Source organism: Streptomyces cavernae (genome assembly GCF_004023625.1).
In the GTDB taxonomy this organism is placed as follows: Bacteria; Actinomycetota; Actinomycetes; order Streptomycetales; family Streptomycetaceae; genus Streptomyces; species Streptomyces cavernae.
On sequence record NZ_RPDJ01000023.1, the window covers coordinates 95,519 to 121,875 of the forward strand.

At 70.9% G+C, this 26,357-nt stretch carries 21 protein-coding genes and 3 pseudogenes; 13 read left to right on the forward strand and 11 right to left on the reverse strand.

Annotated elements, in window-relative coordinates; genetic code table 11:
• Window positions 1–23: 23 nt before the first annotated feature.
• Window positions 24–839 carry an SAM-dependent methyltransferase gene (locus EF387_RS30010; protein ID WP_128379769.1) on the reverse strand — a complete coding sequence of 272 codons (816 nt, stop codon included), beginning with the start codon at window positions 837–839 and terminating at the stop codon, window positions 24–26.
• Between the two features lie 107 nt (window positions 840–946).
• Window positions 947–1,759 (reverse strand): SAM-dependent methyltransferase, encoded by an 813-nt coding sequence (locus EF387_RS30015; RefSeq protein ID WP_128379770.1) that lies wholly within the window; start codon window positions 1,757–1,759, stop codon window positions 947–949.
• Window positions 1,760–2,023: 264 nt separating this feature from the next.
• Here EF387_RS30015 and EF387_RS30020 point away from each other — a divergent pair, with 264 nt between their 5' ends.
• Complete coding sequence (locus EF387_RS30020) at window positions 2,024–3,022, forward strand: helix-turn-helix transcriptional regulator (protein WP_128379771.1); 999 nt, start codon at window positions 2,024–2,026, stop codon at window positions 3,020–3,022.
• 21 nt (window positions 3,023–3,043) lie between these two features.
• Here EF387_RS30020 and EF387_RS30025 read toward each other — a convergent pair whose 3' ends face one another.
• A complete protein-coding gene (locus EF387_RS30025) occupies window positions 3,044–4,027 on the reverse strand; it encodes a helix-turn-helix transcriptional regulator (protein ID WP_128379772.1) in 984 nt (327 codons plus the stop codon).
• 90 nt (window positions 4,028–4,117) lie between these two features.
• Entirely contained in the window at window positions 4,118–5,101 is a 984-nt protein-coding gene (locus EF387_RS30030; protein ID WP_128379773.1) for a helix-turn-helix transcriptional regulator, read from the reverse strand.
• Window positions 5,102–5,488: 387 nt separating this feature from the next.
• On the opposite strand from EF387_RS30030, the gene EF387_RS30040 reads away from it, so the two are divergent.
• The 3 genes from EF387_RS30040 (at window position 5,489) to EF387_RS30050 (ending at window position 10,797) form a co-directional block, all read left to right on the forward strand.
• Window positions 5,489–5,818 carry a Rieske (2Fe-2S) protein gene (locus tag EF387_RS30040; protein ID WP_128379774.1) on the forward strand — a complete coding sequence of 110 codons (330 nt, stop codon included), beginning with the start codon at window positions 5,489–5,491 and terminating at the stop codon, window positions 5,816–5,818.
• Between the two features lie 833 nt (window positions 5,819–6,651).
• A complete protein-coding gene (clpB, locus tag EF387_RS30045) occupies window positions 6,652–9,249 on the forward strand; it encodes an ATP-dependent chaperone ClpB (protein WP_128379775.1) in 2,598 nt (865 codons plus the stop codon).
• Window positions 9,250–10,266: 1,017 nt separating this feature from the next.
• On the forward strand, window positions 10,267–10,797 hold the full coding sequence (locus EF387_RS30050) for a YbjN domain-containing protein (protein WP_128379776.1): 531 nt from the start codon (window positions 10,267–10,269) through the stop codon (window positions 10,795–10,797).
• A gap of 19 nt (window positions 10,798–10,816) precedes the next feature.
• Here EF387_RS30050 and EF387_RS30055 read toward each other — a convergent pair whose 3' ends face one another.
• From EF387_RS30055 to EF387_RS30080, 6 genes and pseudogenes are all read right to left on the reverse strand, one after another.
• Window positions 10,817–12,220, reverse strand: a complete 1,404-nt coding sequence (locus tag EF387_RS30055) for a hypothetical protein (RefSeq protein ID WP_420802641.1) — start codon at window positions 12,218–12,220, stop codon at window positions 10,817–10,819.
• A gap of 156 nt (window positions 12,221–12,376) precedes the next feature.
• Window positions 12,377–12,811 (reverse strand): annotated as a pseudogene (locus EF387_RS30060) (aminotransferase class I/II-fold pyridoxal phosphate-dependent enzyme); the annotation flags it as partial.
• Between the two features lie 88 nt (window positions 12,812–12,899).
• Window positions 12,900–13,031, reverse strand: a pseudogene (locus EF387_RS30065) (Txe/YoeB family addiction module toxin); the annotation flags it as partial.
• Between the two features lie 201 nt (window positions 13,032–13,232).
• The gene (locus tag EF387_RS30070; RefSeq protein WP_128379779.1) at window positions 13,233–13,658 is read right to left on the reverse strand and encodes a cytotoxic translational repressor of toxin-antitoxin stability system; all 426 of its coding nucleotides are present in this window, start codon (window positions 13,656–13,658) and stop codon (window positions 13,233–13,235) included.
• Window positions 13,655–14,071 carry a prevent-host-death protein gene (locus EF387_RS30075; protein ID WP_128379780.1) on the reverse strand — a complete coding sequence of 139 codons (417 nt, stop codon included), beginning with the start codon at window positions 14,069–14,071 and terminating at the stop codon, window positions 13,655–13,657. The genes EF387_RS30070 and EF387_RS30075 overlap by 4 nt, the downstream gene beginning before the upstream one ends.
• A 256-nt stretch (window positions 14,072–14,327) precedes the next feature.
• Window positions 14,328–14,765, reverse strand: a pseudogene (locus EF387_RS30080) (aminotransferase class I/II-fold pyridoxal phosphate-dependent enzyme); the annotation flags it as partial.
• A 174-nt stretch (window positions 14,766–14,939) separates the two neighbouring features.
• Between EF387_RS30080 and EF387_RS30085 the strand changes: the two are divergent.
• The 3 genes from EF387_RS30085 (at window position 14,940) to EF387_RS30095 (ending at window position 18,621) form a co-directional block, all read left to right on the forward strand.
• Entirely contained in the window at window positions 14,940–15,494 is a 555-nt protein-coding gene (locus EF387_RS30085) for a Uma2 family endonuclease (protein ID WP_128379781.1), read from the forward strand.
• A gap of 176 nt (window positions 15,495–15,670) precedes the next feature.
• Complete coding sequence (locus tag EF387_RS30090; protein ID WP_128379782.1) at window positions 15,671–17,758, forward strand: hypothetical protein; 2,088 nt, start codon at window positions 15,671–15,673, stop codon at window positions 17,756–17,758.
• 92 nt (window positions 17,759–17,850) lie between these two features.
• Window positions 17,851–18,621, forward strand: coding sequence for a UPF0158 family protein (locus EF387_RS30095; protein WP_238431783.1), 771 nt, complete (start codon window positions 17,851–17,853; stop codon window positions 18,619–18,621).
• Here the strand turns inward: EF387_RS30095 and EF387_RS30100 are convergent.
• The gene (locus EF387_RS30100) at window positions 18,602–19,786 is read right to left on the reverse strand and encodes a pyridoxal phosphate-dependent aminotransferase (protein WP_128379783.1); all 1,185 of its coding nucleotides are present in this window, start codon (window positions 19,784–19,786) and stop codon (window positions 18,602–18,604) included. The two genes, EF387_RS30095 and EF387_RS30100, sit on opposite strands and share 20 nt — an antisense overlap.
• 127 nt (window positions 19,787–19,913) lie before the next feature.
• On the opposite strand from EF387_RS30100, the gene EF387_RS30105 reads away from it, so the two are divergent.
• From EF387_RS30105 to pyrE, 6 genes are all read left to right on the forward strand, one after another.
• On the forward strand, window positions 19,914–20,156 hold the full coding sequence (locus EF387_RS30105) for a hypothetical protein (protein ID WP_128379784.1): 243 nt from the start codon (window positions 19,914–19,916) through the stop codon (window positions 20,154–20,156).
• Between the two features lie 1,141 nt (window positions 20,157–21,297).
• Window positions 21,298–21,816: a DUF2617 family protein gene (locus tag EF387_RS30115; RefSeq protein WP_128379786.1), complete on the forward strand. Its 519-nt coding sequence runs from the start codon at window positions 21,298–21,300 to the stop codon at window positions 21,814–21,816.
• 198 nt (window positions 21,817–22,014) lie between these two features.
• Entirely contained in the window at window positions 22,015–23,664 is a 1,650-nt protein-coding gene (locus tag EF387_RS30120; protein ID WP_128379787.1) for a polyamine aminopropyltransferase, read from the forward strand.
• A 77-nt stretch (window positions 23,665–23,741) separates the two neighbouring features.
• Window positions 23,742–24,857, forward strand: coding sequence for an SRPBCC family protein (locus tag EF387_RS30125; RefSeq protein ID WP_128379788.1), 1,116 nt, complete (start codon window positions 23,742–23,744; stop codon window positions 24,855–24,857).
• Window positions 24,858–24,907: 50 nt separating this feature from the next.
• Window positions 24,908–25,702 carry an aldose epimerase family protein gene (locus tag EF387_RS30130; protein ID WP_128379789.1) on the forward strand — a complete coding sequence of 265 codons (795 nt, stop codon included), beginning with the start codon at window positions 24,908–24,910 and terminating at the stop codon, window positions 25,700–25,702.
• A 22-nt stretch (window positions 25,703–25,724) separates the two neighbouring features.
• Entirely contained in the window at window positions 25,725–26,273 is a 549-nt protein-coding gene (gene pyrE / locus EF387_RS30135; protein WP_128379790.1) for an orotate phosphoribosyltransferase, read from the forward strand.
• The last annotated feature ends 84 nt before the right edge of the window (window positions 26,274–26,357 follow it).

Genomic DNA, 26,357 nt, shown 5'->3' on the forward strand with positions numbered 1-26,357 from the left:
TCAGGCCCCGGCAGTCACCCTCGTCACGGCTTGCGGGCGAGGCCGCCGTGCTGGCCGATGGGCTCCGGGGCGGTGTCCGCCGGGTCCGGGTGCCAGAGGGGTACGGAGACGACTCCTGGTTCGACGAGTTCCAGGCCGTCGAAGTACCCGGTGATCTGCTCGACCGGCCGGAGGAAGTAGGGGACGGCGCCGGTCTCGTTGTAGGCGTCCTGGGCCGCCTCGTAGGCCGGGTCGGTGCCCCGTGAACCCTCGTTGACGGAGAGGTAGCTGCCCGCGGGCAGGCCGCCCAGCAGGCTCGAAACGATGCCGCGTGCCTGGTCGTAGTCGGCGACATGGCCGAGGATGCCGCTGAGGATCAGGGCGGTGGGGCGGGTGAGGTCCAGTGTCTCGGCGGCCGAGGCGAGGATGCGGTCCGTGTCGAAGAGACTGGCGTCGACGTAGGAGGTCGCGCCCTCGGGGGTGGAGTAGAGCAGGGCGCGGGCGTGCGAGAGGACCATCGGATCGTTGTCGACGTAGACGATCCTGCTCTCCGGTGCCAGGCGCTGGGCGACCTGGTGGGTGTTCTCCGCGGTCGGCAGGCCGGTGCCCACGTCCAGGAACTGCCGGACGCCCGCCTCGTTGACGAGGTACGTGACGGTGCGGCGCAGGAAGGCGCGGCTGCTGCGGGCGATCGTCACGATGCCCGGGAACACGGCGGTGTAGGCGTCACCGGCCGCCTCGTCCACCGGGTAGTTGTCCTTGCCGCCCAGCCAGTAGTTCCAGATGCGCGCGGAGTGCGGCACCGAGGTGTCGATCTTCTGATGCGCCGCCGGTCCGGGCGTCGTCGCATGCTCGGTCATGGGTACCGTCCGTCTGTTTTCAGCCGAGGCGTGAACTTTTCAATGCACAACTTACGTCCCAATGCGCAGGGCCCGTACCCCAGTTCGGGGTTTCCCGCGCCGCCGTCTCACGGTTTGCGGGCGAGACCGCCGTGCTCGCCGACGGCGTCCTGGGCGGGGGAGCCGGGGTCCGGGCGCCAGTGCGGGACGGAGACGACACCGGGTTCCACGAGGTCCAGGCCGTCGAAGAAGGCGGCGATCCGGTCGACCGGGCGCAGGAAGTAGGGGACGGCGCCGGTCTCGTTGTAGGCGTCCTGGGCTGCCTCGTAGGCCGGGTCGATGCCCCGTGAACCGTCGTTGATGGAGAGGTGGCTGCCGGACGGCAGGGCGTCCATGAGGTGTTTGACGATGGAGCGGGCCTCGTCGTAATCGGCCTGGTGGCCAAGGATGTTGCTGAGGATCAGGCCGGTGGGGCGGCTGAGGTCCAGCGTCTCGGCGGCGGCGGTCAGGATGCGGTCGGGATCCTTCAAGTCCGCGTCGATGTAGGCGGTGGCGCCCTCCGGCGCGGAGCGGAGCAGGGCGCGGGCGTGCGCGAGGACCATGGGGTCGTTGTCGACGTAGACGATCCTGGACTCGGGGGCGAGCCGCTGGGCCACCTCATGGGTGTTGTCCGCGGTGGGCAGGCCGGTGCCGATGTCCAGGAACTGCCGGATGCCCGCCTCGGTGACCAGGTACTCGATGTTGCGGCGCAGGAAGGCGCGGCTGCTGCGGGCGATGGTGACGATGCCGGGGAAGACGGCGGTGTAGGCGTCGCCCGCCTCCTCGTCTACGCGGTAGTTGTCCTTGCCGCCCAGCCAGTAGTTCCAGATGCGCGCGGAGTGCGGCACCGAGGTGTCGATCTTCTGGTCCGCCGGTCCGGGCGTCGTCGCATGGTCGGTCATGGCCACCGTCCGTCTGTTTTCAGCCGAGGCGTGAACTGTTTAATGCACAACTTACGGCCCCAACGAACCGTTTACCTACACCAGTTCACCTTTCGGGTCGGCTTGGGCCCGATTCCTTTCACTGGTCCACGCCACTTCACTTCTCACCGGGATCTTCGGCGTTCTCCGTCCGTGACCGCGTCGGGGCCTGGTTGCTCGCGTAAGGTGGCGGCCCCGCCGGTTGCGCGGCGGGGTGCTGAAGCCCTCGGGGACCAGGAGTGGGAGATGGCCGGGCACGTCAGAGACGCGCATCCGCACGGGCCGGACCGGCTGTGCGAGGCCGGGGAGCGGGTGTACTCACGGGCGGTGCGCCGGGGCCGGGTTTCGCGAGAGGACGCCGAGTCGGTGCCGTGCCTGGTGGAACTCGCCTTTCTGCATCCGGACCCCGACGACATGGGCTGGCTGCTGCCGACCTCTCCGCACGAGGTGATGGCCCGGCTGTTGCGCGACATGAACGCGGACGTCGCCGCCAGCCAGGAGCGGATGCGCAGGGCGTCCGCTGCGTTCGAGCGCTTCGCGGAGCTGGAGGGCGCCCAGCAGGTGCCGGTGCGCGGCTTCGCCCTCAGGGTGCTCGACGGCTTTCCCCGGATCCGCGCCGCCATGGACGAGGCCGCGCAGGTGTGCACCAACGAGGTGCTGTCCGTGCAGCCGGGCGGGATCCGCCGGGAGGGCGAACTGTCCGAAGGGCTGCACCGGGCGCAGGAACTGCGCCGGCGCGGGGTGCGGATGCGGGACCTGTACACCCATGTGGCCCGGCACGGGCAGGGGTTGCACAACTATCTGGAGATGATGGGCGACGCGGTGGAGGCGCGCACCCTCGACGAGGTCACCGAGCGGCTGATCCTCTTCGACCGGACGGTCGCGTTCATCCCCGTCAACCCGGAGCGCACCCTCGCGCTGGAGATCCGCCACCCGGCCCTGGTGAACTATCTCGGCACCGTCTTCGAGCGGCTGTGGCGCCTTGCGATCCCGCTGAGCGCCCCCCTGCCGGAGACCGGGATCGACGGAATCTCCCACCGGGACCGGGCCATCGCCGCGCTGCTCGCCGAAGGCCACCAGGACGCGGTGGTCGCCGAACGCCTCGGCATCAGCGTCCGCACCGCCCGCGCCCATATCGCCAAGCTCGCCGAGGCGTTGGGCGCCGCGAGCCGCACCCAGCTCGGCGTCCGCATCGCGCAGACGGGCCTGGACTCCCCGCCCCGAACGTCGTCGCTGCTGCCTTGAGCCGTGCCGGCCGCCGAGCCGTCACCCGCCTGTTCCCTCGTGCTTCAGGATCCCCGACTCGGCTATGAGGTAGCCGAGTTGGGCGCGGCTCTCGCTGCCGAGCAGATCGGCGAGCTTCGCGATGTGCACCCGTACCGTACGGACGTTCATGCCCAGGCGTTCGGCGATGACCGCGTCGTTGCAGCCCTGGATCAGCAGTTGCGCGACGGCCCGTTGCCGCGTCGTGAGCCCGTTCTTCACGGGCTGCGGAGCTGCGTAGGGGTACATGGGCGTGCCAAGGCTCCACAGGCGTTCGAACGTCGTCACCAGGTAGTCGACCAGCCCGGGATGGCGCAGCTCCAGAGCGACGGACCGGTCCTTGCTCCCCGGGATGAAGGCCACCTCACGGTCGACCACGATCAGCCGCTCGGTCACCTCGTCGAGCGTGCGCACCTCCACATCGCCCTGCAGATGCTCGAAGTGTCCGAGAACCGGCAGGGAGTGGCGCGCGGTGTGCTGGTACAGCGTGCGCATCCGCACCCCGCGGGCCACCACCGGCTGCTCCCGGCTGAGCGCCTGGTTCAGCACCTCCTCCGACCGCTTGCCGCCGGGCTGGACGGTGAGGATCTCCTCACGGCACTCGGCGATGACGCTGTCGAGGACGGCGTCGATCCGCGGGAACCCCTCCAGCACGGTGATCGCCGACGACGACACGGCCGAGTCCCCCGCGGTGTGCAGGGCCATCAGCGGCTCGAAGACGGCGGCCAGCTTCACCTGACGGTCCCGCTCCGCCGCGACCTGCCGCTCCGAAGCGCGCAGCAGCCGGGGCAGGGCCACGGAGGGCGCCGTCGGGAGCAGCCACCGGTCGTCCCCGGCGTCCCGCTGCAGCAGCCCGAAGTCGATCAGGCAGGGAGTCGTATCGGCGTCCTCGTGCGGTACGCGCCCCTCGTCGAGTGCCCGGGCGTAGAGGTTCGCACCGGCCTCGCACAACTCCTCGACTCCGTGCGGATGGGATTCGGGTGCCACGGCCACCTCCCTCGGCAGGGCGGGATGTCAGGGCGGGATCCTAAGCCCGGGCCGTGGCCGCTCTTTTGGCGATTGGCTGAAAACAGCCCCTCACTGATCCTCGTCCAGGATCCCCGACTGCGCGATCAAGTAGCCGAGTTGGGCTCTGCTGCCGCTGCCGAGCGCTGCGGCGATCTTGGCGATATGTGCGCGGCAGGTGCGGACGTTCATCCCGAGGCGGCGGGCGATCGCCTCGTCGACGTGGCCCTCGATGAGCAACCGGGCGATGGTGCGCTGGACGCCCGTGATGCCGTTCGGGTCGATGTCGTTGGGGACTTCCTCGGTCAGCGGGACGGCGCGCTGCCAGAGCTGCTCGAAGACCTTGGCGAGATACTCCACCAGGCCGGGGTGGCGCAGTTCGAGGGCGACCCGCCGGTCGTCGCTCGCGGGGATGAAGGCGACTTCGCGGTCGAAGATGATGAGCCGTTCGATGAGTTCCTCGAGCGTTCGCACCTCGATCCGGCCGCCGGATATTCGCTCCACGTAGGCGAGCGTGCCCTGGCTGTGGCGTGCGGTGTGCTGGTAGAGCGTGCGGATGTTGACGCCGCGGTCGGTGAGCGGCCGGTCGCGCTCCAGCGCCTGCAGCAGCGCGTCGGCGGGGCGTCCACCGCCGGGCTGCACGGTCAGCATCTCCGTACGGCACTCCGCGGTCGCCGAGTTGAGCGCCGCGTTGATGCGGTCGAAGCCCTCCAGCACGGTGATCGCGTGGATGCTCGCCTGGCTCTGGGTGCTGATGGTGATGAACGGGTCGAAGCAGTCGGTGAGTTCGATGGTCTGGCGCCGGCGTTCCTGGATTTCCCGTTCCAGAGGGTGCAATCGTTGCGCCAACGCGACGGACGGGGGAACCGGACGCAGCCAGTTCGCGTCATCCGGATCAGGGTGGAGCAGGGCGAACTCCAGCAGACACGGTGCGGGCTCGACCTCGGCGCGCGTTATCCGTCCGGAGCGCAGCGCGTTGGCGTAATGCCGCGCGCCTTCGTCGCACAACTCTGTGACAGCGTGGGGATGTGTCCCTTTTGAGCTGTTTGCGGCCATTTCTCCACCCCCCAGGGTCCTGAACGTGCAGGAACATGATGCATCGCTCCTGTGGCATTGACGTGCCTGAATGAGCCATCGTCTTGTGACGCGGGGGAGAGGATTCCATCAAGTGAGGACGAAGCCGACTATGCGAGCGAGATTGCTTGGTTCAGTGCTTGCCGCCGTCTTCTCTGCCGCAATGGCCGTCGGCGCCTTCGGCGGTGTGAGTTCCACCGCGGGAGAGGCCATTCCTCCGGACAGTGGGTGGACCAGTGTCGCGGTGGATCCGGCCGACAGCGGATGGACCAGTGTCGCGGCGGACCCGGCCGACAGCGGATGGACCTCTGTCGTGGTGGACGCTCCTGCCGACAGTGGGTGGACGAGTGCTCCCGTGAGTGCGGACGCATGACCACCCCGCCCGACGACCGCTCCTTCCGCAGAGAGATGGCCACGGCCTATCGCTCCGGGTGGCACTTCGTGGATCTCGTCACGGCGATCCCGGACGAGGGTGACTCGCTCATGGTCACCGTATTCGGAGAGCCCGTCGTGGTCACCCGGGAGGCGGACGAGGACGTACGGGCCTACCGGTGCCTGCGCCGCCCGCGGGGTGCCCCGCAGCCGGTCCGCTGTGCCGTGCGCTACGGAATGATCTTCGTAAACCTCGACCGGCGCGACCACCAGTTGGCCGAGCCGGACATACAACCCCCAATACCAGCCACCCCCCGCAGTGCCTGACGCGATTCCCCCGTCGTTATAGATCGCGCAGGTGCTTCCCCCCGCAGCGGCGTCACCGTGACCTGAACACGGTGACGCCGCTGCAGTTTTACGACCGCGTGCCCCATGTCCGACAGCCGCCCTCGGACGGCGAGGGTGCGGGGCCGGCAGCGGCTGTCCGCGGGACGGGGGCGTGCCGGGTTCTTCGCGCGGCGACGACCGCGTGCCCGACGTCCGATGGTCGCCCTCGGACGGCGAGGGTGCGGGGCCGGCAGCGGCTGTCCGCGGGACGGGGGCGTGCCGGGTTCTTCGCGCGGCGACGACCGCGTGCCCGACGTCCGAGGGTCGCCCTCGGACGGCGAGGGTGCGGGGCCGGCAGCCGCCGTCCGACGGAAGGGGACGTGCCGGGTTCTCCGCCCGCAGCGGCTGGCGCTCGGACCAGCATGCCTCCGCGTAAAACACGAAACGCGCCAGACCGAGGACGGAGAACCCGGCGCGGCCCCGACCCACCCACCGGGCCCGGGCCCCCGGCTCCGGCACCCGGCCCGGACCCCTCGGCTCCGGCACCCGGCCCGGGCCCCCGGCTCCAGCCCCCGGCTCGGGCCCTGCGGCTCCCGGCCCGGCCTCCAGCTCCAGCCCCCGGCCCGGACCAAGAACCCAGAACCCAGAACCCAGAACCCAGAACCCAGAACCCGAGCCCCGACCCGCGAACCGAGTCGGCCAATCACTCCCGGACTCAGCCTTGAGTGGAATAGACTCAACTTTGTGCACGTTGCTCAAGTCAGTGCGCCGCACGGCCACAGTCGCCCACGAGCACACCTGAGCACGCAAGACGCAAGGAGGAGAACGCGAACGTGGACGCCGAGCTGACCAACAGGAGCCGGGACGCGATCAACGCGGCCAGTAACAGGGCCGTGTCCGAGGGGCACCCGGACCTCACCCCCGCCCACCTGCTCCTCGCGCTGCTCGAGGGCCAGGACAACGAGAACATCACCGACCTGCTGGCCGCGGTCGACGCCGACCAGGCCGCCGTGCGCGCCGGAACCGAGCGCGCGCTCGCGAGCCTGCCCAGCGTGACCGGGACCACCGTCGCACCCCCGCAGCCCAACCGCGAACTGCTCGCCGTCATCGCCGACGCCACCCAGCGGGCCAAGGATCTCGGCGACGAGTACCTCTCCACCGAGCACCTGCTGATCGGCATCGCCGCCAAGGGCGGCAAGGCGGGCGAGGTCCTCGACGGCCAGGGCGCCACCGCGAAGAAGCTGCTCGACGCCTTCCAGAAGAACCGAGGCACCCGCCGCGTGACCACCGCAGACCCCGAGGGCCAGTACAAGGCCCTGGAGAAGTTCGGCACCGACTTCACCGCCGCCGCCCGTGACGGCAAGCTCGACCCGGTCATCGGACGGGACCAGGAGATCCGCCGCGTCGTGCAGGTCCTGTCCCGCCGGACCAAGAACAACCCCGTCCTCATCGGTGAGCCCGGCGTCGGCAAGACCGCCGTGGTCGAGGGGCTCGCGCAGCGGATCGTGAAGGGCGACGTGCCCGAGTCCCTCAAGGACAAGCGGCTCGTCGCGCTCGACCTGGGCGCCATGGTCGCGGGCGCGAAGTACCGCGGTGAGTTCGAGGAGCGCCTGAAGACCGTCCTGGCCGAGATCAAGGACAGCGAAGGCCAGATCATCACCTTCATCGACGAGCTGCACACCGTCGTCGGCGCCGGCGCGGGCGGCGACTCCGCCATGGACGCGGGCAACATGCTCAAGCCCATGCTCGCCCGCGGTGAGCTCCGCATGGTCGGCGCCACCACCCTCGACGAGTACCGCGAGCGGATCGAGAAGGACCCGGCACTCGAGCGCCGCTTCCAGCAGGTCCTCGTCGCGGAGCCGACCGTCGAGGACACCATCGCGATCCTGCGCGGACTCAAGGGCCGCTACGAGGCCCACCACAAGGTGCAGATCGCGGACTCGGCGCTGGTCGCCGCCGCCACCCTCTCCGACCGCTACATCACCTCCCGTTTCCTGCCCGACAAGGCCATCGACCTCGTCGACGAGTCCGCGTCCCGGCTGCGCATGGAGATCGACTCCTCCCCCGTGGAGATCGACGAACTCCAGCGCGCCGTCGACCGGTTGAAGATGGAGGAGCTGGCACTCATCAAGGAGACCGACCAGGCCTCCGTCGAACGGCTGGAGAAGCTGCGCCGCGACCTCGCCGACAAGGAGGAGGAGCTGCGCGGGCTGACCGCCCGCTGGGAGAAGGAGAAGCAGTCCCTCAACCGGGTCGGTGAGCTGAAGGAGAAGCTGGACGACTTGCGCGGCCAGGCCGAACGCGCCCAGCGAGACGGCGACTTCGACACCGCCAGCAAGCTGCTCTACGGCGAGATCCCGGCCCTCGAACGGGACCTGGAGGCCGCCTCCGAGGCCGAGGAAGAGGCCGCCAAGGACACGATGGTCAAGGAGGAGGTCGGCCCGGACGACATCGCGGACGTCGTCGCGTCCTGGACCGGCATCCCGGCGGGCCGGCTGCTGGAGGGCGAGACGCAGAAACTCCTGCGCATGGAGGAGGAGCTGGGCCGCCGCCTCATCGGCCAGACGGAGGCCGTACGAGCCGTCTCGGACGCCGTGCGCCGCACCCGCGCCGGGATCGCCGACCCGGACCGGCCCACCGGCTCCTTCCTCTTCCTCGGCCCGACCGGCGTCGGCAAGACGGAACTGGCCAAGGCGCTCGCCGACTTCCTCTTCGACGACGAGCGGGCGATGGTCCGGATCGACATGTCGGAGTACAGCGAGAAGCACAGCGTGGCCCGGCTGGTCGGCGCCCCGCCCGGGTACGTCGGCTACGAGGAGGGCGGCCAGCTCACCGAGGCGGTGCGCCGGCGCCCGTACAGCGTGGTCCTGCTCGACGAGGTGGAGAAGGCCCATCCCGAGGTCTTCGACATCCTCCTGCAGGTGCTGGACGACGGTCGGCTGACGGACGGTCAGGGCCGGACGGTGGACTTCCGCAACACCATCCTGATCCTGACCTCCAACCTGGGCAGCCAGTTCCTGGTGGACCCGGTCACCACTGAGGAGGAGAAGAGGGAGCAGGTCCTGGAGGTGGTCCGGGTCTCCTTCAAGCCGGAGTTCCTCAACCGGCTCGACGACCTGGTGGTGTTCGCGGCGCTCACGAAGGACGACCTCCAGCGGATCGCCCGGCTGCAGATCGACCGGCTGGCGAAGCGCCTCGCGGAGCGCCGGCTCACCCTGGACGTCACCGAGGAGGCCCTGGCCTGGCTCGCGGACAAGGGCAACGACCCGGCGTACGGCGCCCGCCCGCTGCGCCGGCTGGTCCAGACGGCGATCGGCGACAACCTGGCCAAGCAGATCCTGTCGGGCGAGGTGAAGGACGGCGACACGGTCCAGGTCGCGACCTTCGAGGACGAGCTGATCGTAGGCAAGTACACAGGCAAGACCCTGTGACCGCCGCGGCGCCGCAGCCAGCAACAACCAGCCGCGGCGCCGCACCCGCACCCGCACCCGCCCCAGCGCCGCAGCCGCGGTAGCCGCAACTCCGCAGCCAGCCGCAACCAGCCGCGGCGCTCAGCCGCGGTCGCAGAGCAGCGCCGGGTGCAGCCGCACCCGCACCCGCCCCAGCGCCGCAGCCGCGGTAGCCGCAACTCCGCAGCCAGCCGCAACCAGCCGCGGCGCTCAGCCGCGGTCGCAGGGCCGCGCCGGGTGCAGCCGCACCCGCACCCGCCCCAGCGCCGCAGCCGCGGTAGCCGCAACTCCGCAGCCAGCCACAGCCAGCCGCGGCGCTCAGCCGCGGTCGCAGGGCCGCGCCGGGTGCAGCCGCACCCGCACCCGCCCCAGCGCCGCAGCCGCGGTAGCCGCAACTCCGCAGCCAGCCGCAACCAGCCGCGGCGCTCAGCCGCGGTCGCAGGGCCGCACAGGCCCCAGCGCCGCAGCCGCGGTGCCACAGTCAGGCGCGGTGCCACAGCGAGCCGAACTCCGCACCCAGCTGCACGCCACAGTGAGCCGCAACTCCGCACCCAGCCGCAACCAACTGCACGCCACAGTGAGCCGCAGCGTCGCAGCCACCACGGGCGGCAAAGCCCCGGCATGCCCCGGCATGCCCCGCGGAGGTCGGGTTACCCGTGAGGTGCCAGCCTCCGGGCAGGCCGGCCGCCCGTCGGCGGCCGCGCACCGCACCGGCGGCTCCCGCTGTGGGGCCGTCAGGGCGGAAATCGAACACGGTCCGGCCGCCCGCGGATCGGCTTGAACAGGCCGACCGCCCGCGTTCCGGCCGCGAGCCGTCCGGTCCCGGCCGGATGGCCCTGACCAGGGCAAACCCGCGCGTTACGGCCGCCACGCGGGATGGCCCACCCCCCGCATTCGGCCGGATCTTGTCAGCCCCCGGCGGACAGCACCCGTCAGGGGTTGCCACCCCCCGCCCCGGATGGGAGAGGATGGCGGAATCCGTACGAAGGGAAGAACACGGTGAGCATCGACCCGTCCTCGATTCCGAACTTCGGGGGCCAGCCCGAACCCGAGCCGCAAGGACCGGCGGGCCCCGTCGTCCCGGATCAGGACCTCGTGAAGCAGCTCCTGGACCAGATGGAGCTCAAGCACCTCGTCGACGAAGAGGGTGACCTCGTCGCGCCGTGGGAGCAGTTCCGTACGTACTTCATGTTCCGCGGCGAGGCCGAGCAGCAGGTGTTCTCGGTGCGCACGTTCTACGACCGTCCGCACAAGATCGACGAGAAGCCGCTGCTGCTGGAGTCCATCGACGACTGGAACCGGCGGACCTTGTGGCCCAAGGTCTACAGCCACACGCACGACGACGGCACGGTCCGTCTCATCGGCGAAGCGCAGATGCTGATCGGCACCGGCGTCAGCCTGGAGCACTTCGTGTCGTCGACGGTCAGCTGGACCCGGGCCGCGATCGAGTTCGACAAGTGGCTCGTCGAACAGCTCGGTCTCGAGCAGGAGATCAACGACGCGGAGAACCCCCAGGACGACGACGAGTAGGACCTGAGGATCCGAGGATTCACAGCGCCGTACGGGACAGCACCACCAGATGGGCGCCGTACGCGTAGGAGAGCCCGGCCAGGGCCGTGACCACCAGTGTCGCGTGCCAGGGCCGGGCTCGCGCCGTCCGGGCCAGCGCACACGCCATGGGCAGCAGCAGCGGGAAGGCGGGCAGCAGGAAGCGCGGCTTGGAGCAGAAGTAGCCGGACCCGCCCAGCGTCACCACCAGCAGCGCCCCGCTGTACACGAGCAGCGGCAGCGGTACGCGCTCCACCAGCAGCAACGCGAACAGCAGCACGGCCGCCGCCACGATCATGATCGTCATCGGGTACACCACGGGGCCGCCGCCCACGGCCAGGGTCCGTACCGTGCGCAGGGAGCCCCGCCCCAGGTCGAAGGCGGACCCCCAGCCGTGCTGCACCGCGAAGTACCCGCCGAGCGGATTCCCCGTGCGCATGCCCACCCACAGCACGTAACCACCCCACCCCAGCGGCGCGATCGCGGCCCCCGCCCACAGCCCCCGGGGCACCGCCGGGGTTTTCTCGGGGCGGGGCACCGACCGGGTTTTCCCGTGGCGGGACACCGCGCGGGGAGTCCCGGGGCCGAGCACCGCCGGGGTTTTCCCCGGGCGGGGCACCGCCCCGGGAGTCCTGGGGCGACGCGGCCCCGCCGGCCGTCCGCGGGGCACCTGCCTCGGACGCCGCCGGACGATCTCGTGCGCGGCCGCCACGAGCACAGCCGCCGCCACCGCGAAACCGTTCGGCCGGGACAGCCCGGCGAGCGCCGCCAGCCCCCCCGCCCACACCCAGCGCCCGCTGAGCACCGCGTACAGCGACCAGGCCGCGAACGCGGTGAGCAGGGGTTCGCTGTAGGCGAGGGAGAGCACGACGCTGTGCGGCAGCAGCCCCCACAGCAGCACGAGCAGGGTGCCCACCACCCGGCCCCGCAGCCTGAGGCCGATCGCGTAGATCCCGCAGGCGGCACCGGCGGCACCGGCCCACGAGACCAGCAGCCCCGCCCCGCCCGCGCTGAGACCGGTGATCGCGGTGACGGCCCGGACCAGCACCGGGTACACGGGAAAGAACGCCAGGTCGCTGAAGACCCGCCCGGAGTCGAAGTGCATCGTCCGGCCGTAGCCGTGCTCGGCGATGTGCAGGTACCACGGGGAGTCCCAGGAGCGGCCGAGCAGGGCGAGGGGGTGCTTGTCGACGGCGCGTGCGACGACGGCGAGCACGACGATGCCGGTGAGACGGGCCACCGCGAACAGTCCCAGGGCCACGGCGGTCGCGGCCAGCGGGTGAGTGCGCCGGGCCGGGACGACACGGGCCGCGTCCCCGGGGACGGTGTCGAGGACACGCGGCGCGACGGTGGTCGGTGTGACGGTGGTCGATGCGACGGTGCTCGGGTGGCTCACAGAGGACATATGTGCCACAAAGGGAGCAATTACGACCTATCGCCACCCGGGCGGACGCTGATTACCCCTCAGTTGTCGTCACTCACAAGCCGAATACACCCGAATTCAACCCGAATAGAACCCAAATAGAGCCTGAATAGAACCGAATAAAACACGAATCGGACCTCACCAGGCCGACTTCAGACGCTTCGCGGCCTCCGCGAGCACCTGCGTCTGCTTGCAGAACGCGAACCGCACGAACGGCGCGCCCGCCTCCCGGTGGTCGTAGAACACCGCGTTGGGGATCGCCACCACGCCCGCCCGCTCCGGCAGCGCACGGCAGAAGGCGAAGCCGTCGCTCTCGCCGAGCGGCCGGATGTCGGTGGTGATGAAGTACGTCCCGGCGGACCGGAAGACCTTGAGGCCCGCCTCCGTCAGGCCCGCCGCCAGCAGGTCCCGCTTGGCCAGCAGGACCGCCCGGAAGGCCGTGAAGTAGGAGTCCGGCAGCGCCAGCGCCTCGACCACCGCGTACTGGAACGGACCCGACGACACATACGTCAGGAACTGCTTCGCCGACCGAACGGCCGTCACCAACTCCGGCGTCCCCGTGATCCAGGCCACTCCCTGTTCGCACACCTATTCGCGCACCTATCGGTGTGCGGCGCGGGGCAGGTTGCGAGAAGGGCGCTGTGCTCGATCCCGAGTCCTGTCAGCTTTCGTAGTGGTAGCGGCACTGTGCGATCAGAACGCCGTCCTCGGTGGCTTTGTAGATCAGTCGGTGCTCGTCGTTGATGCGGCGCGACCAGCAGTCCTGGAATCCGTGCTTGAGTGGTTCCGGCTTGAACTGCACCGACCTGCGCACCATGGACAAACCAAGGCTCTGGCTGCGTCTCGGCCTGCTGCATCCGAACGAGATGCGAGGTGTGGAAGAGTGCGTTCGCGTGATCCTGGGGTCGGCGTAGTCGTCGGCCGCCCCAGGGAACCCGCCCTTCCCTGTGCGTCCCAGGTGTTGAGGCCCGCCCTTCGCGTCGAGGGCGGGGGCTCAGCTCCCGTCCGTCCAGTACTTCTGGAGTCTCGCGACCGCCTCGTCCTTGGTCATCCCCGCCACGGTGTCCTCGCCGACGCCCACACGGTGGATGAGCAGATGCACCAGGTCAGCGGGAAGGGCCTCGCTCGGCGGCTCGGGGGCACCTCGGTCAGGCAGTTCGCCGTGCTGGGCGCAGGCCCAGAACTCGTCCTCGGTGACGTCCAGTTGGTCCCGCAGGATGTGTCGCCACATCGCGGCGCCGTACGCGGTGCGGTCCACCGGGTGCGAGATTCTGGTACGCAGGATCCGGCCGTCGTGCAGGGTGAGTTCGTAGGTCACGTGATGGGTACCGGTGCGCCCGCGGGCGTCCCGAACGCGTTCCCACTTCTCGGCACGGCAGAAACGGTCATGGTTCTCACGGTCGGGCTGGGGCCAGGTCACCGTGGAGCACCCACCAGCCAGTCGCGCAGCTGTCCGTCGTCGCTGAGAGCGATCAGTTGCACCAGGCCCCAATTGTCCGCGTGGTTGGGTGCGGTCCGCAGCCTGTCCTGCCAGTCCTCGGCATACTCGCGAAGGACCTGGACCATCTCCCCTATGGCTTCGTCGAAGGTAGCCCCGTCGGCGGCCAGCGGCAGTCCTGACAGAAAGACGGACCAGCCGCCCGCCTCGGCGACCACCTCCGCCTTTGAGGGGCACACCAGCGACAGATACTGGCGCAGCCGCTCCACGTCCACGACTGCCGAGCGCCCGGAGTCACGGCGTACGGTCGCCACCCGTCCCTCGTCGGCCGCGTCGAGGAGGTCCTTCAGGTGTGCGCGCGCCTGGGTGTAGCTCTCGTAGTGGACCGCGGCCATGACCTGCCTCCTTGTTCGCCCCGACCTCTCCAGCGTGCACTCATCCGTCAGGTACGTCAAGTACTTCACGTACGTGACGGTGGGTGCGGTCGCTGGAGGCGGGATGCTCCAGAGTCTCCGGTCGTCCGCCTCGATCCGGCGCAGCGTCGAGCTGACCTGGGACGGCCTCGTGGCGGCGGTGAGATCCACGCGAGAGACCGCCCAAGACCATCCGCAGGACGGCAATCCAACAGGTAGGTGGCCAGCCCGACCTCATTCAGGACGCGAGGCGCTGCAGGCGGCTGGTGGCCTCGGCGAGAACGTTGTCCTTCTTGCAGAAGGTGAAGCGGACCTGGCTGCGGCCGGCGTCGGGGTCGTCGTAGAAGACGGAGTTGGGGATGGCGACGACGCCACAGCGTTCGGGGAGCGTACGGCAGAAAGCGTAGGCGTCCTTCTCGCCGAAGGGGCGGATGTCGGTGGTGATGAAGTACGTGCCCTGGGGCTGGTAGACCTCGAACCCGGCCGCGCGCAGGCCGTCGCCGAGCAGGTCGCGCTTGCGCCGGAGGTCGGCGCGGAAGCTGTCGAAGTACGCGTCCGGCAGACACAGCGCTTCAGCGATCGCGTACTGGAACGGTCCCGCGCTGACGTACGTCAGGTACTGCTTGGCGGTCCGGACGGCGGTCACGAGTTCCCGGCTGCCGGTAACCCAGGTGACTCCTCGTTGGCCTACCTATTCCTGTGTGGTGCGACCAGGCCCCGCTGCGGACCTCCGGCACCGGCGGTGAGCGGGCGGCACAACCGGTCCGGACCGGTCTCCGGGCCCTACCGCAGGGCTCGGTGACGCGGCACTGCCCGTCGTATCCTGGCCACACACGGGAAGGAGCCGTCCATGAGCGTCGACGCGATCGTGCACACCGAGTTCCCCAAGGGATACACGGTCCTGTTCGGAGCTGACGGAAAGGTGATCATGACTCCGCAGAGCTTCGAGCACTCCAGCACGATCAAGTCGATGCAGTACGACACGATCGTGTCCCTCGGACGCCATGCGAAGACCGCCTCCGACGTCTACATCGACTTCCCCGCCGACGAGAACTCCGCCCCGGATCTCGTGATCCTTCGCGAGGACGCCCGCCGGGAAGGCAAGCGCTACGGCTTCGAGGACGTCCTGCTGATCTCCGAGGTCGTCTCGACCTCCTCCGCGCGCAAGGACTACGACGACTGCACGGCCAAGTACGGTCGCTACGGCATCCCGATCTACCTGGTCGTCGACCCGTACGCCCAGGAAGTCGTCCTCCACACCCAGCCGACCGCCACCGGTTACATCGCGGCACACACCCACAAGTACGGGACGGGCAAACTGCCCATCCCCCTGGCCGACGGCCGCACCTTCACCCTCGACCTCGACGAGCTCCCGCGCCCGGAGCCCGAGGCAGACGCCCGCTGACGAAGCTCCCGGTGCGGCCAGTCCCCTGCCGTGAGGCCGTACGGCGAATCCGGTTCCCTCGCAACGATGTTCGAAGCCGCGGTGGCTGTGGGTGACAACCACCATGTCCGGCCCCTGAGGCCGATAGCGTGGAGCGGCAAGGACTGCTTCTGACAGGGTGGACGAATTTCATGCGGATGCGGTTCGAACCCGAGGCCGAGGAAGAGTTCGAGGCGGCGTGCGGGCTGCTGGTGGACCGCCTCGTCCGGTGGGCCGGGGAGCAGGGGCTGCCGGTGGACGGGTTCACGGCTGAGACGGCACTGGACTACCGGCACCGGGCGACTGCCGACGGCCGACTGGGGTTGTGGGAGTCGCGCCATGTGGAGGAGCTCCTCCTCTCCTGGCTTCCCCAGCAGGTCACCGAGCTTCCCGGGGAGGAACGCGCCGACGCCCCGGGCACACTGGGCACGCTGCTGCGCTTTCTGCACGCCGCGCAGTTGACGGATCCACGCGGCCCCTCACTCCAGGATTCCCTTGGTGCGGTCGACAGGGTCGCGGACCGGCATCCGGCGGCGATGACGGACCGCACTCGCTGGGGACTGGCGAAGTTCTGGGCGATGACGGCCGCGGAGCAGGGCGTGGACGTCCAGGACGGGGCGGCGTTTCAGCGCTTCGCGGACCGGGCGCAGCGCGGGGAGGTCGCCTACGATCAGCAGGCTCTCGCCGCGATCATGGAACGGCGGCTGACCGGCCGCGCGCTGTCCGGCGTGGCCCGGGCCGAGCCGCAACTGCCCGTGATGCTTCCCCCGGACGACGAACTGCGCCGACGGGCCGAGGCGTCGACGACCGTGGCGCGGTTGCGCGGACTCACCGAATGGGCGGGGCAGGGCGGCCGACCGGTGACGGCGACGGGACGGCTGCGGATGGCGGAGGCCCGTGAGCTGGTGGACGTACTCGGCACCGGCGACAAGATCGAGGGGGTGCGCTCCTCGGTCGACCTGCCGCGGCTGGGACTGCTGGTGGAGTGGGCGAAGAAGGCGCGCCTGGTCCGGGTGGTCAAGGGGCGGTTGTACGCGGTGGCCAAGGCCCGGCCGGTGCTGGCCGACCCGCTCCGGCTGTGGCTGCGCGCCTTCGACGCGTGCTTCGAGCTGCGGCAGGCCCTGATCGGGGCGCGTAGTGGCTGGCACGTCGAGTCTATGCTCTTCGACGTCTACGAGGACGTCCTGGACGACGTGCTGAACACGCTCTACAGCCTGCCGTACCCGATGCCCTGGCCGCGGCTGCGCGACACGGTACACCTGGCCTATCGGACCTCCTTCCAGCTCGACGCCGGGTCGGACCTTCAGCACCGGATGTGGTTCGAGCACGCCGACCGGGACTTGCGCGCGGTGCTCGACCTGCTGGACGACCTGGGCGCGATCGAGCGTGCCCGTGGGATGGCCGATCCGGTGTTCCTCGACATCGATCTCTCCGATGCCGGTCCCGAGCTGCCCGCGGACATGCCGCCGGAGCTCGCGGAGCTGCTGGGCGGCGCGGGGGCGGCAACGGACCCGGCGGCGCGGGAGCGTGCTGATGCCCGGCGAGAGGAGCTGACCGCCGGGCCGGTCGAGCTCATCCGTCTCACCGAACTCGGTACCCGGGCCGTACGACAGCGGTTGCTTGCGGCCGGCAGAGACGCACCGGTGGTCGGTGAACTGGCCCAGGCGTCGGCGGCCGGCCTGCTGGGGGTGCTGGCCGAGGACTACGACCCGGACGCCGCCCGCACGGAGCTGGTCGGCTGGATCACGGCCCGTGGCGAGCGGGAAGGTGCCCTGCGGCAACTGACCGACGCCGTAAGGACCATGACCTTCCGCACGCGTGCGCAGGCGATGCTCGACGTGCTGGCGGCGGCGTTGCCGGACGGTGAGGGCGAGCGGCTGCTGCGCACGCTGCGGCGAGACACACAGCTGGCGCCGCTGGCGCTGAACGCGTTGGCGCACCGTGAGTTGCTGTCCCCCGAGGACATGACCGACGCCGAGCAACTGCTGGTGCTCGCCGAGAGCCTGCTCCAGCTCGTGGAGTTGGCGGGCGGCGGGGACGGCGCCGAGGAGATGCTGCGTGCCCAGGGTCCCCAGGCCAGGGACGCGGTTGCCGCCGCGTTGGACTCCGCGCACCCGGACCGGGCCGGACTCGACGAGCTCCGGCAGCTGGCGGCCCGGGCACTGGGTACCCACGGCGCCCGCGTCGGCCGCGCCCGAAAGGCTCGGCGCTCCTCAGGCAAGAGCGGCCGCAAGCGGCCCCGCTGACCGGGCGACACCGTCTGCCCCTGGGCGCCGGGCAGAGGGAAACCGATGGTTCCGGCGTGATACGTCCTTGGTGACGCGTTACCGTCGGGGCCGTGGCTGAGGGATGGGTCGAGGACGGGCTGCGGGCCCTGCGTGGTGCGCTCCACGCGCAGGACGGGGTGACGCTGCTTGCGGCGTTGCGTCGTGGACCCGTGCGTGAGGTGCTGCAGCTGGCCGGCGATGGTGTGGCCGGGACCGCGGCACAGGGCCTGCCGGGGGCTGCGGAGATGGCGGCCCTGTTTCTCGGCGCGCTCCAGGAGCGCGGCTTCCGGGGCGATGAGGAACTGGCGGATCGGTTGCGTGCGGCCGCAGGTGACGCGGCGATCCCCTTCCTGCGCCCGCTCGCGGTCGATCTGGAGATACTCGCCATGCTGCTGGAGGGCGACCCGGCCGAGTCCGGTGGCCGGGTCGATCTGTCCACCGGGGAGTGCCGGCCTGCGTTCACCGATGAGCTGGGGCCTGGGCCCGAGGCTGAGGAGGACGACGATCCCGAGCGATGGCTCTACGTTCCGGCTCTGGGGTCCCGGGCCGGTTACCGGGACATGGAGCTGTTCATCGAAGAGGTCGGGGACGCCGCCCTTGCCGACCGGCTGCGGATCGCCATCGGCGGGCGGGGTGCCTTCCGGCGCTTCAAGGACGTCCTCGCCGGTGACGAGCACTCCTGGCGCCGGTACCACCGGTTCCGCGATGAGCGACAGCGCGGCAGGGCCCGCGCCTGGCTGGCCGAGGAGGGCTACTGCCCGCTTTCCGGCTCGTGGCAACCAGGCCGTGTGGCCGGTACAGATGCTGGTACGTCTGTTGTCGTCAGGGGGCCAGCGTCTTGAGTCGGGAGGCCGCTTCCTCCAGCACGCCTGTCCGCTTGCAGAACGCGAAGCGAACAAAGGGCGCGCCGTGCTCACGGTGGTCGTAGAAGACCGCGTTGGGGATCGCGACCACCCCGGCCCGCTCCGGCAGTGAGCGGCAGAACGCGAAGCCGTCGCTCTCACTGAGGGGGCGGATGTCGGTGGTGATGAAGTACGTGCCGGCCGACCGGAAGACCTTGAAACCCGCCTGCTCCAGGCCACCCGCGAGCAGGTCCCGCTTGGCGCGCATGTCGGCTCGGAACTCTTCGAAGTACGAGTCGGGCATGCGCAGGGCATCGGCCACGGCGTACTGAAAGGGCCCGGAGGCGACGTACGTCAGGAATTGCTTGGCGGAACGGACGGCGGTCACGAGTTCCGCGGTACTGGTGACCCAGCCGACCTTCCACCCGGTGAAGGAGAACGTCTTGCCCGCGGACCCGATGGACACGGTCCGCTCCCGCATCCCCGGGAAGGTGGCGAGCGGCAGGTGTTCGGCGTCGTCGAAGACGAGGTGTTCGTAGACCTCGTCGGTGACCACGAGCAGGTCACGCTCCACCGCCAGCTTCGCGATCTCGGCCAGTTCGGCCCGGGTCAGCACCGTTCCGGTGGGATTGTGCGGCGTGTTGACCAGCAGCAGCCGGGTGCGGGGTGTCACCGCGTCCCGCAGTTCGTCGAGGTCGAGCCGGAACGAGCCCTCGTGCGGCCGGAGCGTCACCGGCACCCGCGTCCCGCCGGCCATCGCGATGGACGCGGCGTACGAGTCGTAGTACGGCTCCAGCGCGATCACCTCGTCCCCCGGTTCCACCAGGGCCAGCAGGGAGGCCGCGATCGCCTCCGTCGCGCCCGCGGTGACCAGGACCTCACGGTCGGGGTCGTAGCCGAGCCCGTAGAACCGCTCCTGGTGCGCGGCGACGGCCGTGCGCAGTTCGGGGACGCCCGGCCCCGGCGGGTACTGGTTGCCCCGTCCGTCGCGCAGCGCCCGTACCGCCGCCTCCCGGATCTCCTCGGGGCCGTCGGTGTCGGGGAAGCCCTGGCCGAGGTTGATGGAACCCGTGGTCAGGGCCAGCGCGGACATCTCCGCGAAGATCGTCGTCCCGAACTCCGCGAGCCGCCGGTTGAGGACAGGGCGTGAGGTCATGGCGGTCATCCTGCGCCCAACCTCTGGACTTCCTCAACTTCGCTTTGGGCCGTCGGGCGCGGGGGCATCCCCCCGACACGTAAGAAGCGAGGGCCCGCAAGGGGGGCCGCTTCGGGGGACGGAAGGAGGGTGGGCCATGACTAGTGCGCTCATCCTGGCGGCAGTGGGTGTCCTGATCGTCGTGGGTCTCGTGGCCACGACCAGGAACGGCAACCGGGCGCGTGACCGGGTGGGGACCCGGCGGCGCCGGTCACAGAGCAGTTGGTGGGCGGGTGGCTCGTCGCACGGCGGTGGCTCGTCCTGCGGAGGCGGTTCGTCGTGCGGCGGCGGCTCCTCCTGTGGTGGTGGAGGCGGCGGCTGCGGCGGCGGCAGCAGCTGACGTCCGGACGACTGGTCCGGGTCCTGCGGGCGCACCTCGGTGCCCCGCGGGACGCCATGTGCTCCCGAGATCATCGCGAGCACGTCCGACACATCCGAGTGCACCAGCTCATCAGAGTGCACGCGATCATCCGAGTGCACGCGCACATCCGAGTAATCGCGAGATCACATCTCAGCGCACGTTCAGCGCACGTTCAGCGCACGCTCAGCCCACGGGGGGCCAAGCGGGGAAAGAAAGGACGGTGAGGGGCATGGGCTTCATCATCTTGGGAGGTTTGGCGGCGTTCTTGCTTCTGGTGATCTGGCTGCTCCGGCGGGCAGCGTGCAACCGTCGCCGCCGGCAGCTCGACGCGCGGCTGCGGGCGTCCCGCGCCGCCCGGACCGGTTCCGGGGGCGGCTCGTCGGGCGGACGCACGAACCGCTACCGCGTCGACGACAGCGGCAGCGGCAGTGACAGCTGGTGGGTGGCCGGCGCCGCCATCCACGTCGGAGACTCGTCCGGCGACTCGGGCGACTCGAGTGGCTCCGACAGCTCGAGCGGCTCCTGTGACTCGAGCGACAGCCGGTCCTCCGGCGGGAGCGGTGCGTCCTGCGGCAGCTCGTCCGGCGGGGGCTCCTCGTGCGGCGGCGGATCCTCCTGCGGCGGGGGAGGAGGCGGGTGCGGCGGGGGCAGCTGAGCGCCGGGCGGCCGGCGCCGGGCCCCGGGGCGGGGCACTCCCGCTCAGTCTCCGGGAACGGTGTCGCCCCGGACCGGTGCCGCGCCTTTTCCAGGCATCCCGTTTCCAGAATTCCGGACAGCTGTTCCCGTGTGAATTCCGGACAGTTGTTTCCGCGAATATGCCGCGTCCGTATGTCGCCCGCCTGGGGAATCCTCCTGGCGGGCGCTCCGTTTTTGTGACCTGCGTGGTGCTGGTGAACGGCGCTGGTTGAACAGTTGAACTGCGCAGCCCCCAAGGGGATGTAAAGCACGGGAAGTTGGGTAAAAAGGCTGTGACGGCGCCACTGTTCATGATTCCCTCTTATCGCCTCGCAGCCCCCGGACACGGCTTCACGGCCGGGCTGACCGGGCCGGTCCCCCGGTACCGACGGAGGCGCGCCGGACCCCACTTCTCCCTGACCTTGTGTGCTAGCGGAGCCGATCCATGCTCACGACCCTGAACACCGCCTACTCCGACACGCGCGCGTCCGACCTCGCCTGGGCACTCGGACGTGAACCGCTGCCCGCCCTGGCCACGCTCGACCTCGAACTCGCCGGGGCGAAGCTGCAGTTGCGACTCCTCGGTGCCTCCCACCAGGTCCTCCTGGAGGAGGAGCAGGGCAGTTGCTCGGAGACGGTTGCGTGCATCTCGGGCAGCAGCAGCCCGCTGCCGCTCGGCATCGCCAAGCGGGTCGGCGTCTGGGAGTACGAGTTCGCGGCCCGCGTCGAGACCCTCTCCCACGGCTCGTTCGCGGGCCGCGCCCAGGAGTTGCTGGCACTGGTCGCCGACCACCCGCACGGCCTGGCCGGTGTCTTCCCCGGCAGCCCGCACGCGTTCACGGCCCTGCTGGCGCAGCGCTACGAGGGACAGGTGCACTGGCGTACCTGGCACGCGTATCCGCAGGAAGGGCAGTTGGTGGCGACGCGTACGCGGGTGGGTGTCCAGGTCGCGGTCGCGAGCTGACCCGGACTCCGAGGCCTCTGAAGGCCTCCGAAGGCCGCTGAAACTGCTGAAGGACTCCGTCGGACTCCGTCGGGCTTCTGTCGACCTCCGACAGACTCCGTCGGCCTCTGTCGGGCTCTGAAGACCTCCGACGGACTCGAACGGACTCCACACGTGTGGGTGACGAACCCTTCCCGTCCCGTGCCATAGGTTCGCTGAGTGACCGAGCCGCACGTCGCCGTACCCCCCGGAAAGCCGCTGCCCGCGTCCGGCGGTCGAGGGCCGGTGCGGCTGCCGGTCCGGCCCGGGACCGGGCGGTTCCTCGTACTCGTGGGCGTCTTCGTCTGCGCCGCCTGCGGGCTCGTCTACGAGCTCGAACTGGTCGCCCTCGCCTCGTACTTGATCGGTGACTCGGTCACCCAGGCCTCCGTCGTGCTCTCCGTCATGATCTTCGCGATGGGCCTCGGCTCGCTCTTCGCGAAACGACTGTGCCGCCGTGCGGCCTTCGCCTTCGGTGCCATCGAGGCACTCCTCGCGCTCATCGGCGGATCCAGCGCCATGGCCCTGTACGCGGTTTTCGCCTGGATCGGAGCCTGGGGCGGGGAAGGGGGCGGCGGCAGCACCGGCTGGGGCGGCGGCTGGAGCGAGGGATGGAGCAGGGGGTGGGCAGTCGGACCGTACGCCGTGCTCGTGGCCTTCTCGCTCACCATCGGGCTGCTGCTCGGCGCCGAGGTCCCCCTGCTGATGGAGCTGATCCAGCGCATCCGCCGCCAGGACGCGGGCGGCGCGGTCGCGGACCTGTTCGCCGCCGACTACGTGGGGGCGCTGGTCGGCGGGCTCGCCTTCCCCTTCCTGCTGCTTCCGCTGCTCGGCCAGCTGACCGGCGCACTGATCACCGGCGCCGTCAACGCGGTGGCGGGCGGTCTCCTCGTACTCGGCCTGTTCCGGAGCGACTTGACGCGGCGCGGGCGCCGGCTGCTGGTCGGCGCCAACCTCACCGTCCTCGGGCTGCTGGTCGCGGCGGCCGCTCTCGTCGACGACTTCGAGCGGGCGGCCCGGCAGGAGGTGTACGGGGACGACGTACGTGTCGCGCTGCGGACCGACGTCCAGGAGGTGGTCCTCACCGGCACCCGGCACGGCCCGCCCGATGTGTTCATCGACGGCCGGCTGCGGGTCAGCGGACGCGACGAGCGCCGGTACCACGAGGCGCTCGTGCACCCGGCGATGAACGGCCCGCACGCGCGCGTGCTCGTCCTCGGCGGAGGTGACGGGCTCGCGGTGCGCGAGGTGCTGCGCCACCCGGGAGTGCACCGTGTCGACGTCGTCGAACTCGACGCCGCCGTCGTGCGGCTGGCCCGCACCGACCCGGCACTGGCCCGCCTGAACGACCACGCCTACCGTGATCCACGGGTCCGGGTCGCCACCGCCGACGCCTTCCACTGGCTGCGCCAGGCCCGCCGGTCCTACGACGTGGTGCTCTCCGATCTGCCCGACCCCCGGACGACCTCGAGCTCCAAGCTGTACTCGCAGGAGTTCTACGGCCTCGTCCGCGGGGTGCTGGCTCCCGACGGGCGGCTCGCGGTGCACGCCGGACCGGTCACCACCGGTCCGCGCGTGTACTGGACGGTCGACGCGACCCTGGACGCAGCCGGACTGCGCGCCGTCGGCTACCGCGCGGCAGGGGCGGGGGACGCGTTCGGGTTCCTGCTCGCGTCCCGCACCGCCCCGAGGCTGCTGCCCGCCTCCGCCCCGGCCAGGCCCGGGAGGCTGACGTCCGCGCGGTTCACGGCGGACGTCCGGGCTGTCGCAGGCCCCCGTCCGGCCGGGCTGCCCGCGTCGACACTCGTGCATCCGCGCTACGGCGGCTGACCCTTCGAAGGGATGCGCCGAGCGGATGCGCCGATGGACGGGTACGGGGGCGGTCGTGCTGGGTAGGCTCGGGTGGCATGGAGCATGAGGTGTTCGTTCCGGTTCCCTCCGACCGTGTGCGCGAGGCCCTCGCCGATCCTGCCCGGGTGGCCCGCGCGGTGCCCGGTCTCCACCGGGACCCGCAGGACACGGGCGGCGAACCCGCTCCCGGTGCTCCGCTCTCCGGCCGGCTGAAGGTCCGCGTCGGCAGCCACTCCATCACCTACCGTGGCACGCTCCGGTTCATCGGCCAGGACGACGGCTCGTACGCGATCGAGGGCGACGCCACCGAGTCCCGCGGCACCGGCTCGGTCAAGCTGGCCCTGGTGCTCGGCCTGACCCCCGCCGACGACGGCACGAAACTCACCTTCACCGGCAGCGTCAGCGGCGACGGCCGGGTGACCGAACTCCCCGCCGACGCGGTGTCGTCGGCGGGCACGCGGCTGCTGAGCCGCTTCGCGGAGGGCCTGGCCTCCGACGGGGAGCCGGGCGGGCAGACCCGGCCGGACGGTGAGCAGGGCGTCCCGGGCGGCCGGCAGACGGGTCCCGGCGGTGAGCAGGGCGCGGAAACCGAGTCGGGCGGTCGGCGGGCCGAGCAGGGCGGCCGAAAGACGGTTCCGGGCGGCGGACAGGCCGAGCCGGAAGCGGAGCCAAAGCCGGAAGCGGAGGCCGAGCCGGGCGACGCGCAGACCGAGCAGGCCGACGCGCAGGCCGAGCCGGGCGGTGGGCAGGCCGAGCAGGCCGACGCGCAGACCGAGCCGGGTGGTGGGCAGGCCGAGCAGGACTCCTCCCTGGAGCCCTTCTCGGAGGGTGACTTCGGTGAGACCGAGCGGTCCGGTGAGACCGAGCCGGCTGGAGGGACCGAGCCGGCCGGTCGGCGTGAGCCGTCGGGCGGGCGCCCGCTTCCCGGTGACGAGCTCTCCGGCGAGGGCGAAGGCGAGGAGCCGCCCGCCGAGGCGGCGCACGCGCGGCGGACCATGATCGGGCGCAGTGCCGAGGAGGTCGACCACGCGCCGCCGCGGGGCCGTTACGCCCCGGTCCCCGCCCCGGAGACCGTCTCGCCCGGCGTCACCCTGCGCTGGGCGGCACCCGCAGCGGCCCTCGTGCTGGCCTCCGCCATCGTCGTCGGCCGTGTCCTGCGCAGGCGCCGCTGAACCCGGAGGCCACGCGGGCCCCGTCCCGCACGGACCAGTAGGGTCACCCCGTGAGTAACGAACCCATCACGCTGACCGCGGGCGACGCGGAGGTGACCGTGCTGCCGGGCAACGGCGGCCGGGTCGGGAGCTTGCGCGTCGGTGGCGTGGAGCTGCTCCGGCAGGGGGAGCGCTTCGGCAGCTTCCCGATGGTCCCCTGGTGCGGCCGCACCCGCGAGGGCCGCTTCCGGGACGGCGCCACCGTGCACCAGCTCCCGCTCAACTCCCCGCCGCACGCCATCCACGGCACGGCCCGCGACGGCGCCTGGCGCACCGCCCGCACGAGCGGCACCGAGGCCGTCATCACCCACGACCTCACCGATCCGTGGCCCTGGCCCGGCCGGGTCACCCAGGTGTTCGCCCTGACCGAGGACGCCCTCACCCTCACCATGGCGGTGGAGGCGCACGGTGATTCCTTCCCGGCGCAGCTCGGCTGGCACCCCTGGTTCAACCGCAGCCTCGGGGGCGACGGCAAGGACGTGACGATCGCCTTCACGGCCGCCTGGCAGGAGGAGCGCGGCGAGGACCACCTCCCCACCGGCAACCGAATCGACCCCCGCCCCGGCCCCTGGGACGACTGCTTCGGCATGCCGGGCGGCGTGGACGTCACCCTCACCTGGCCCGGCCGGCTTCAGCTGAAGGTCACCAGCCGCGAGGAATGGGTCGTGATCTACGACGAGCAGGAGGCCGCCGTCTGCGTCGAACCCCAGACCGGACCGCCCAACGGCCTCAACACCCTGCCCCGGCTGGTCACCCCGATCGAGCCCCTCGAAGCCTCCACCACCTGGAGCTGGCAGCGCCTGTGAACGTCGCCCTTAAGCTGACGGCATGAGTGACGTACGTGGCGCGCTGCTGCAGCAGATCAAGGACAAGGCCGTGGTACACGGCAAGGTGACCCTCTCCTCGGGTCTGGAGGCCGACTACTACGTGGACCTGCGCCGTATCACCCTCGACGGCGAGGCCGCCCCGCTGGTCGGCCAGGTGCTGCTGGACCTGACCGACGAGTTGGAGTTCGACGCGGTCGGCGGTCTGACCATGGGCGCCGACCCGGTCGCGGCCGCCATGCTGCACGCGGCGGCCGCGCGCGGGCGGAAGCTGGACGCCTTCGTGGTCCGCAAGGCCGCCAAGGCGCACGGACTGCAGCGTCGCGTCGAGGGCCCGGAGATCAAGGGCCGCCGGGTCCTGGTCGTCGAGGACACCTCCACCACCGGTGGTTCCCCGCTGACCGCGGTGGAGGCGGTGCGCGAGGCGGGGGCGGAAGTCGTCGCCGTCGCCACCATCGTCGACCGGGCGACCGGTGCCGCCGAGAAGATCCAGGAAGGCGCGGGGGTCCCGTATCTCTTCGCCTTCTCCAAGAGCGAACTCGGCCTGGACTGAGGCCTGATGGCGCCGGGGCACACTCGGGGGACGTAAGTCGTGCATCGTCGGCTTGACGACGGGGGCGGACCATCCGGCCAGATC

What these genes read in the sequence shown, in the direction of transcription:
- EF387_RS30085 (WP_128379781.1), top strand. Translation starts at nt 14,940, where the DNA reads ATGAGCGTCGACGCGATCGTGCACACCGAGTTCCCCAAGGGATACACG.
- EF387_RS30105 (WP_128379784.1), top strand. Translation starts at nt 19,914, where the DNA reads ATGACTAGTGCGCTCATCCTGGCGGCAGTGGGTGTCCTGATCGTCGTG.
- EF387_RS30115 (WP_128379786.1), top strand. Translation starts at nt 21,298, where the DNA reads ATGCTCACGACCCTGAACACCGCCTACTCCGACACGCGCGCGTCCGAC.
- EF387_RS30040 (WP_128379774.1), top strand. Translation starts at nt 5,489, where the DNA reads ATGACCACCCCGCCCGACGACCGCTCCTTCCGCAGAGAGATGGCCACG.
- EF387_RS30055 (WP_420802641.1), bottom strand. Translation starts at nt 12,220, where the DNA reads ATGTCCTCTGTGAGCCACCCGAGCACCGTCGCATCGACCACCGTCACA.
- EF387_RS30030 (WP_128379773.1), bottom strand. Translation starts at nt 5,101, where the DNA reads ATGGCCGCAAACAGCTCAAAAGGGACACATCCCCACGCTGTCACAGAG.
- EF387_RS30020 (WP_128379771.1), top strand. Translation starts at nt 2,024, where the DNA reads ATGGCCGGGCACGTCAGAGACGCGCATCCGCACGGGCCGGACCGGCTG.
- pyrE (WP_128379790.1), top strand. Translation starts at nt 25,725, where the DNA reads ATGAGTGACGTACGTGGCGCGCTGCTGCAGCAGATCAAGGACAAGGCC.
- EF387_RS30075 (WP_128379780.1), bottom strand. Translation starts at nt 14,071, where the DNA reads ATGGCCGCGGTCCACTACGAGAGCTACACCCAGGCGCGCGCACACCTG.
- EF387_RS30015 (WP_128379770.1), bottom strand. Translation starts at nt 1,759, where the DNA reads ATGACCGACCATGCGACGACGCCCGGACCGGCGGACCAGAAGATCGAC.
- EF387_RS30100 (WP_128379783.1), bottom strand. Translation starts at nt 19,786, where the DNA reads ATGACCGCCATGACCTCACGCCCTGTCCTCAACCGGCGGCTCGCGGAG.
- EF387_RS30125 (WP_128379788.1), top strand. Translation starts at nt 23,742, where the DNA reads ATGGAGCATGAGGTGTTCGTTCCGGTTCCCTCCGACCGTGTGCGCGAG.
- EF387_RS30090 (WP_128379782.1), top strand. Translation starts at nt 15,671, where the DNA reads ATGCGGTTCGAACCCGAGGCCGAGGAAGAGTTCGAGGCGGCGTGCGGG.
- EF387_RS30010 (WP_128379769.1), bottom strand. Translation starts at nt 839, where the DNA reads ATGACCGAGCATGCGACGACGCCCGGACCGGCGGCGCATCAGAAGATC.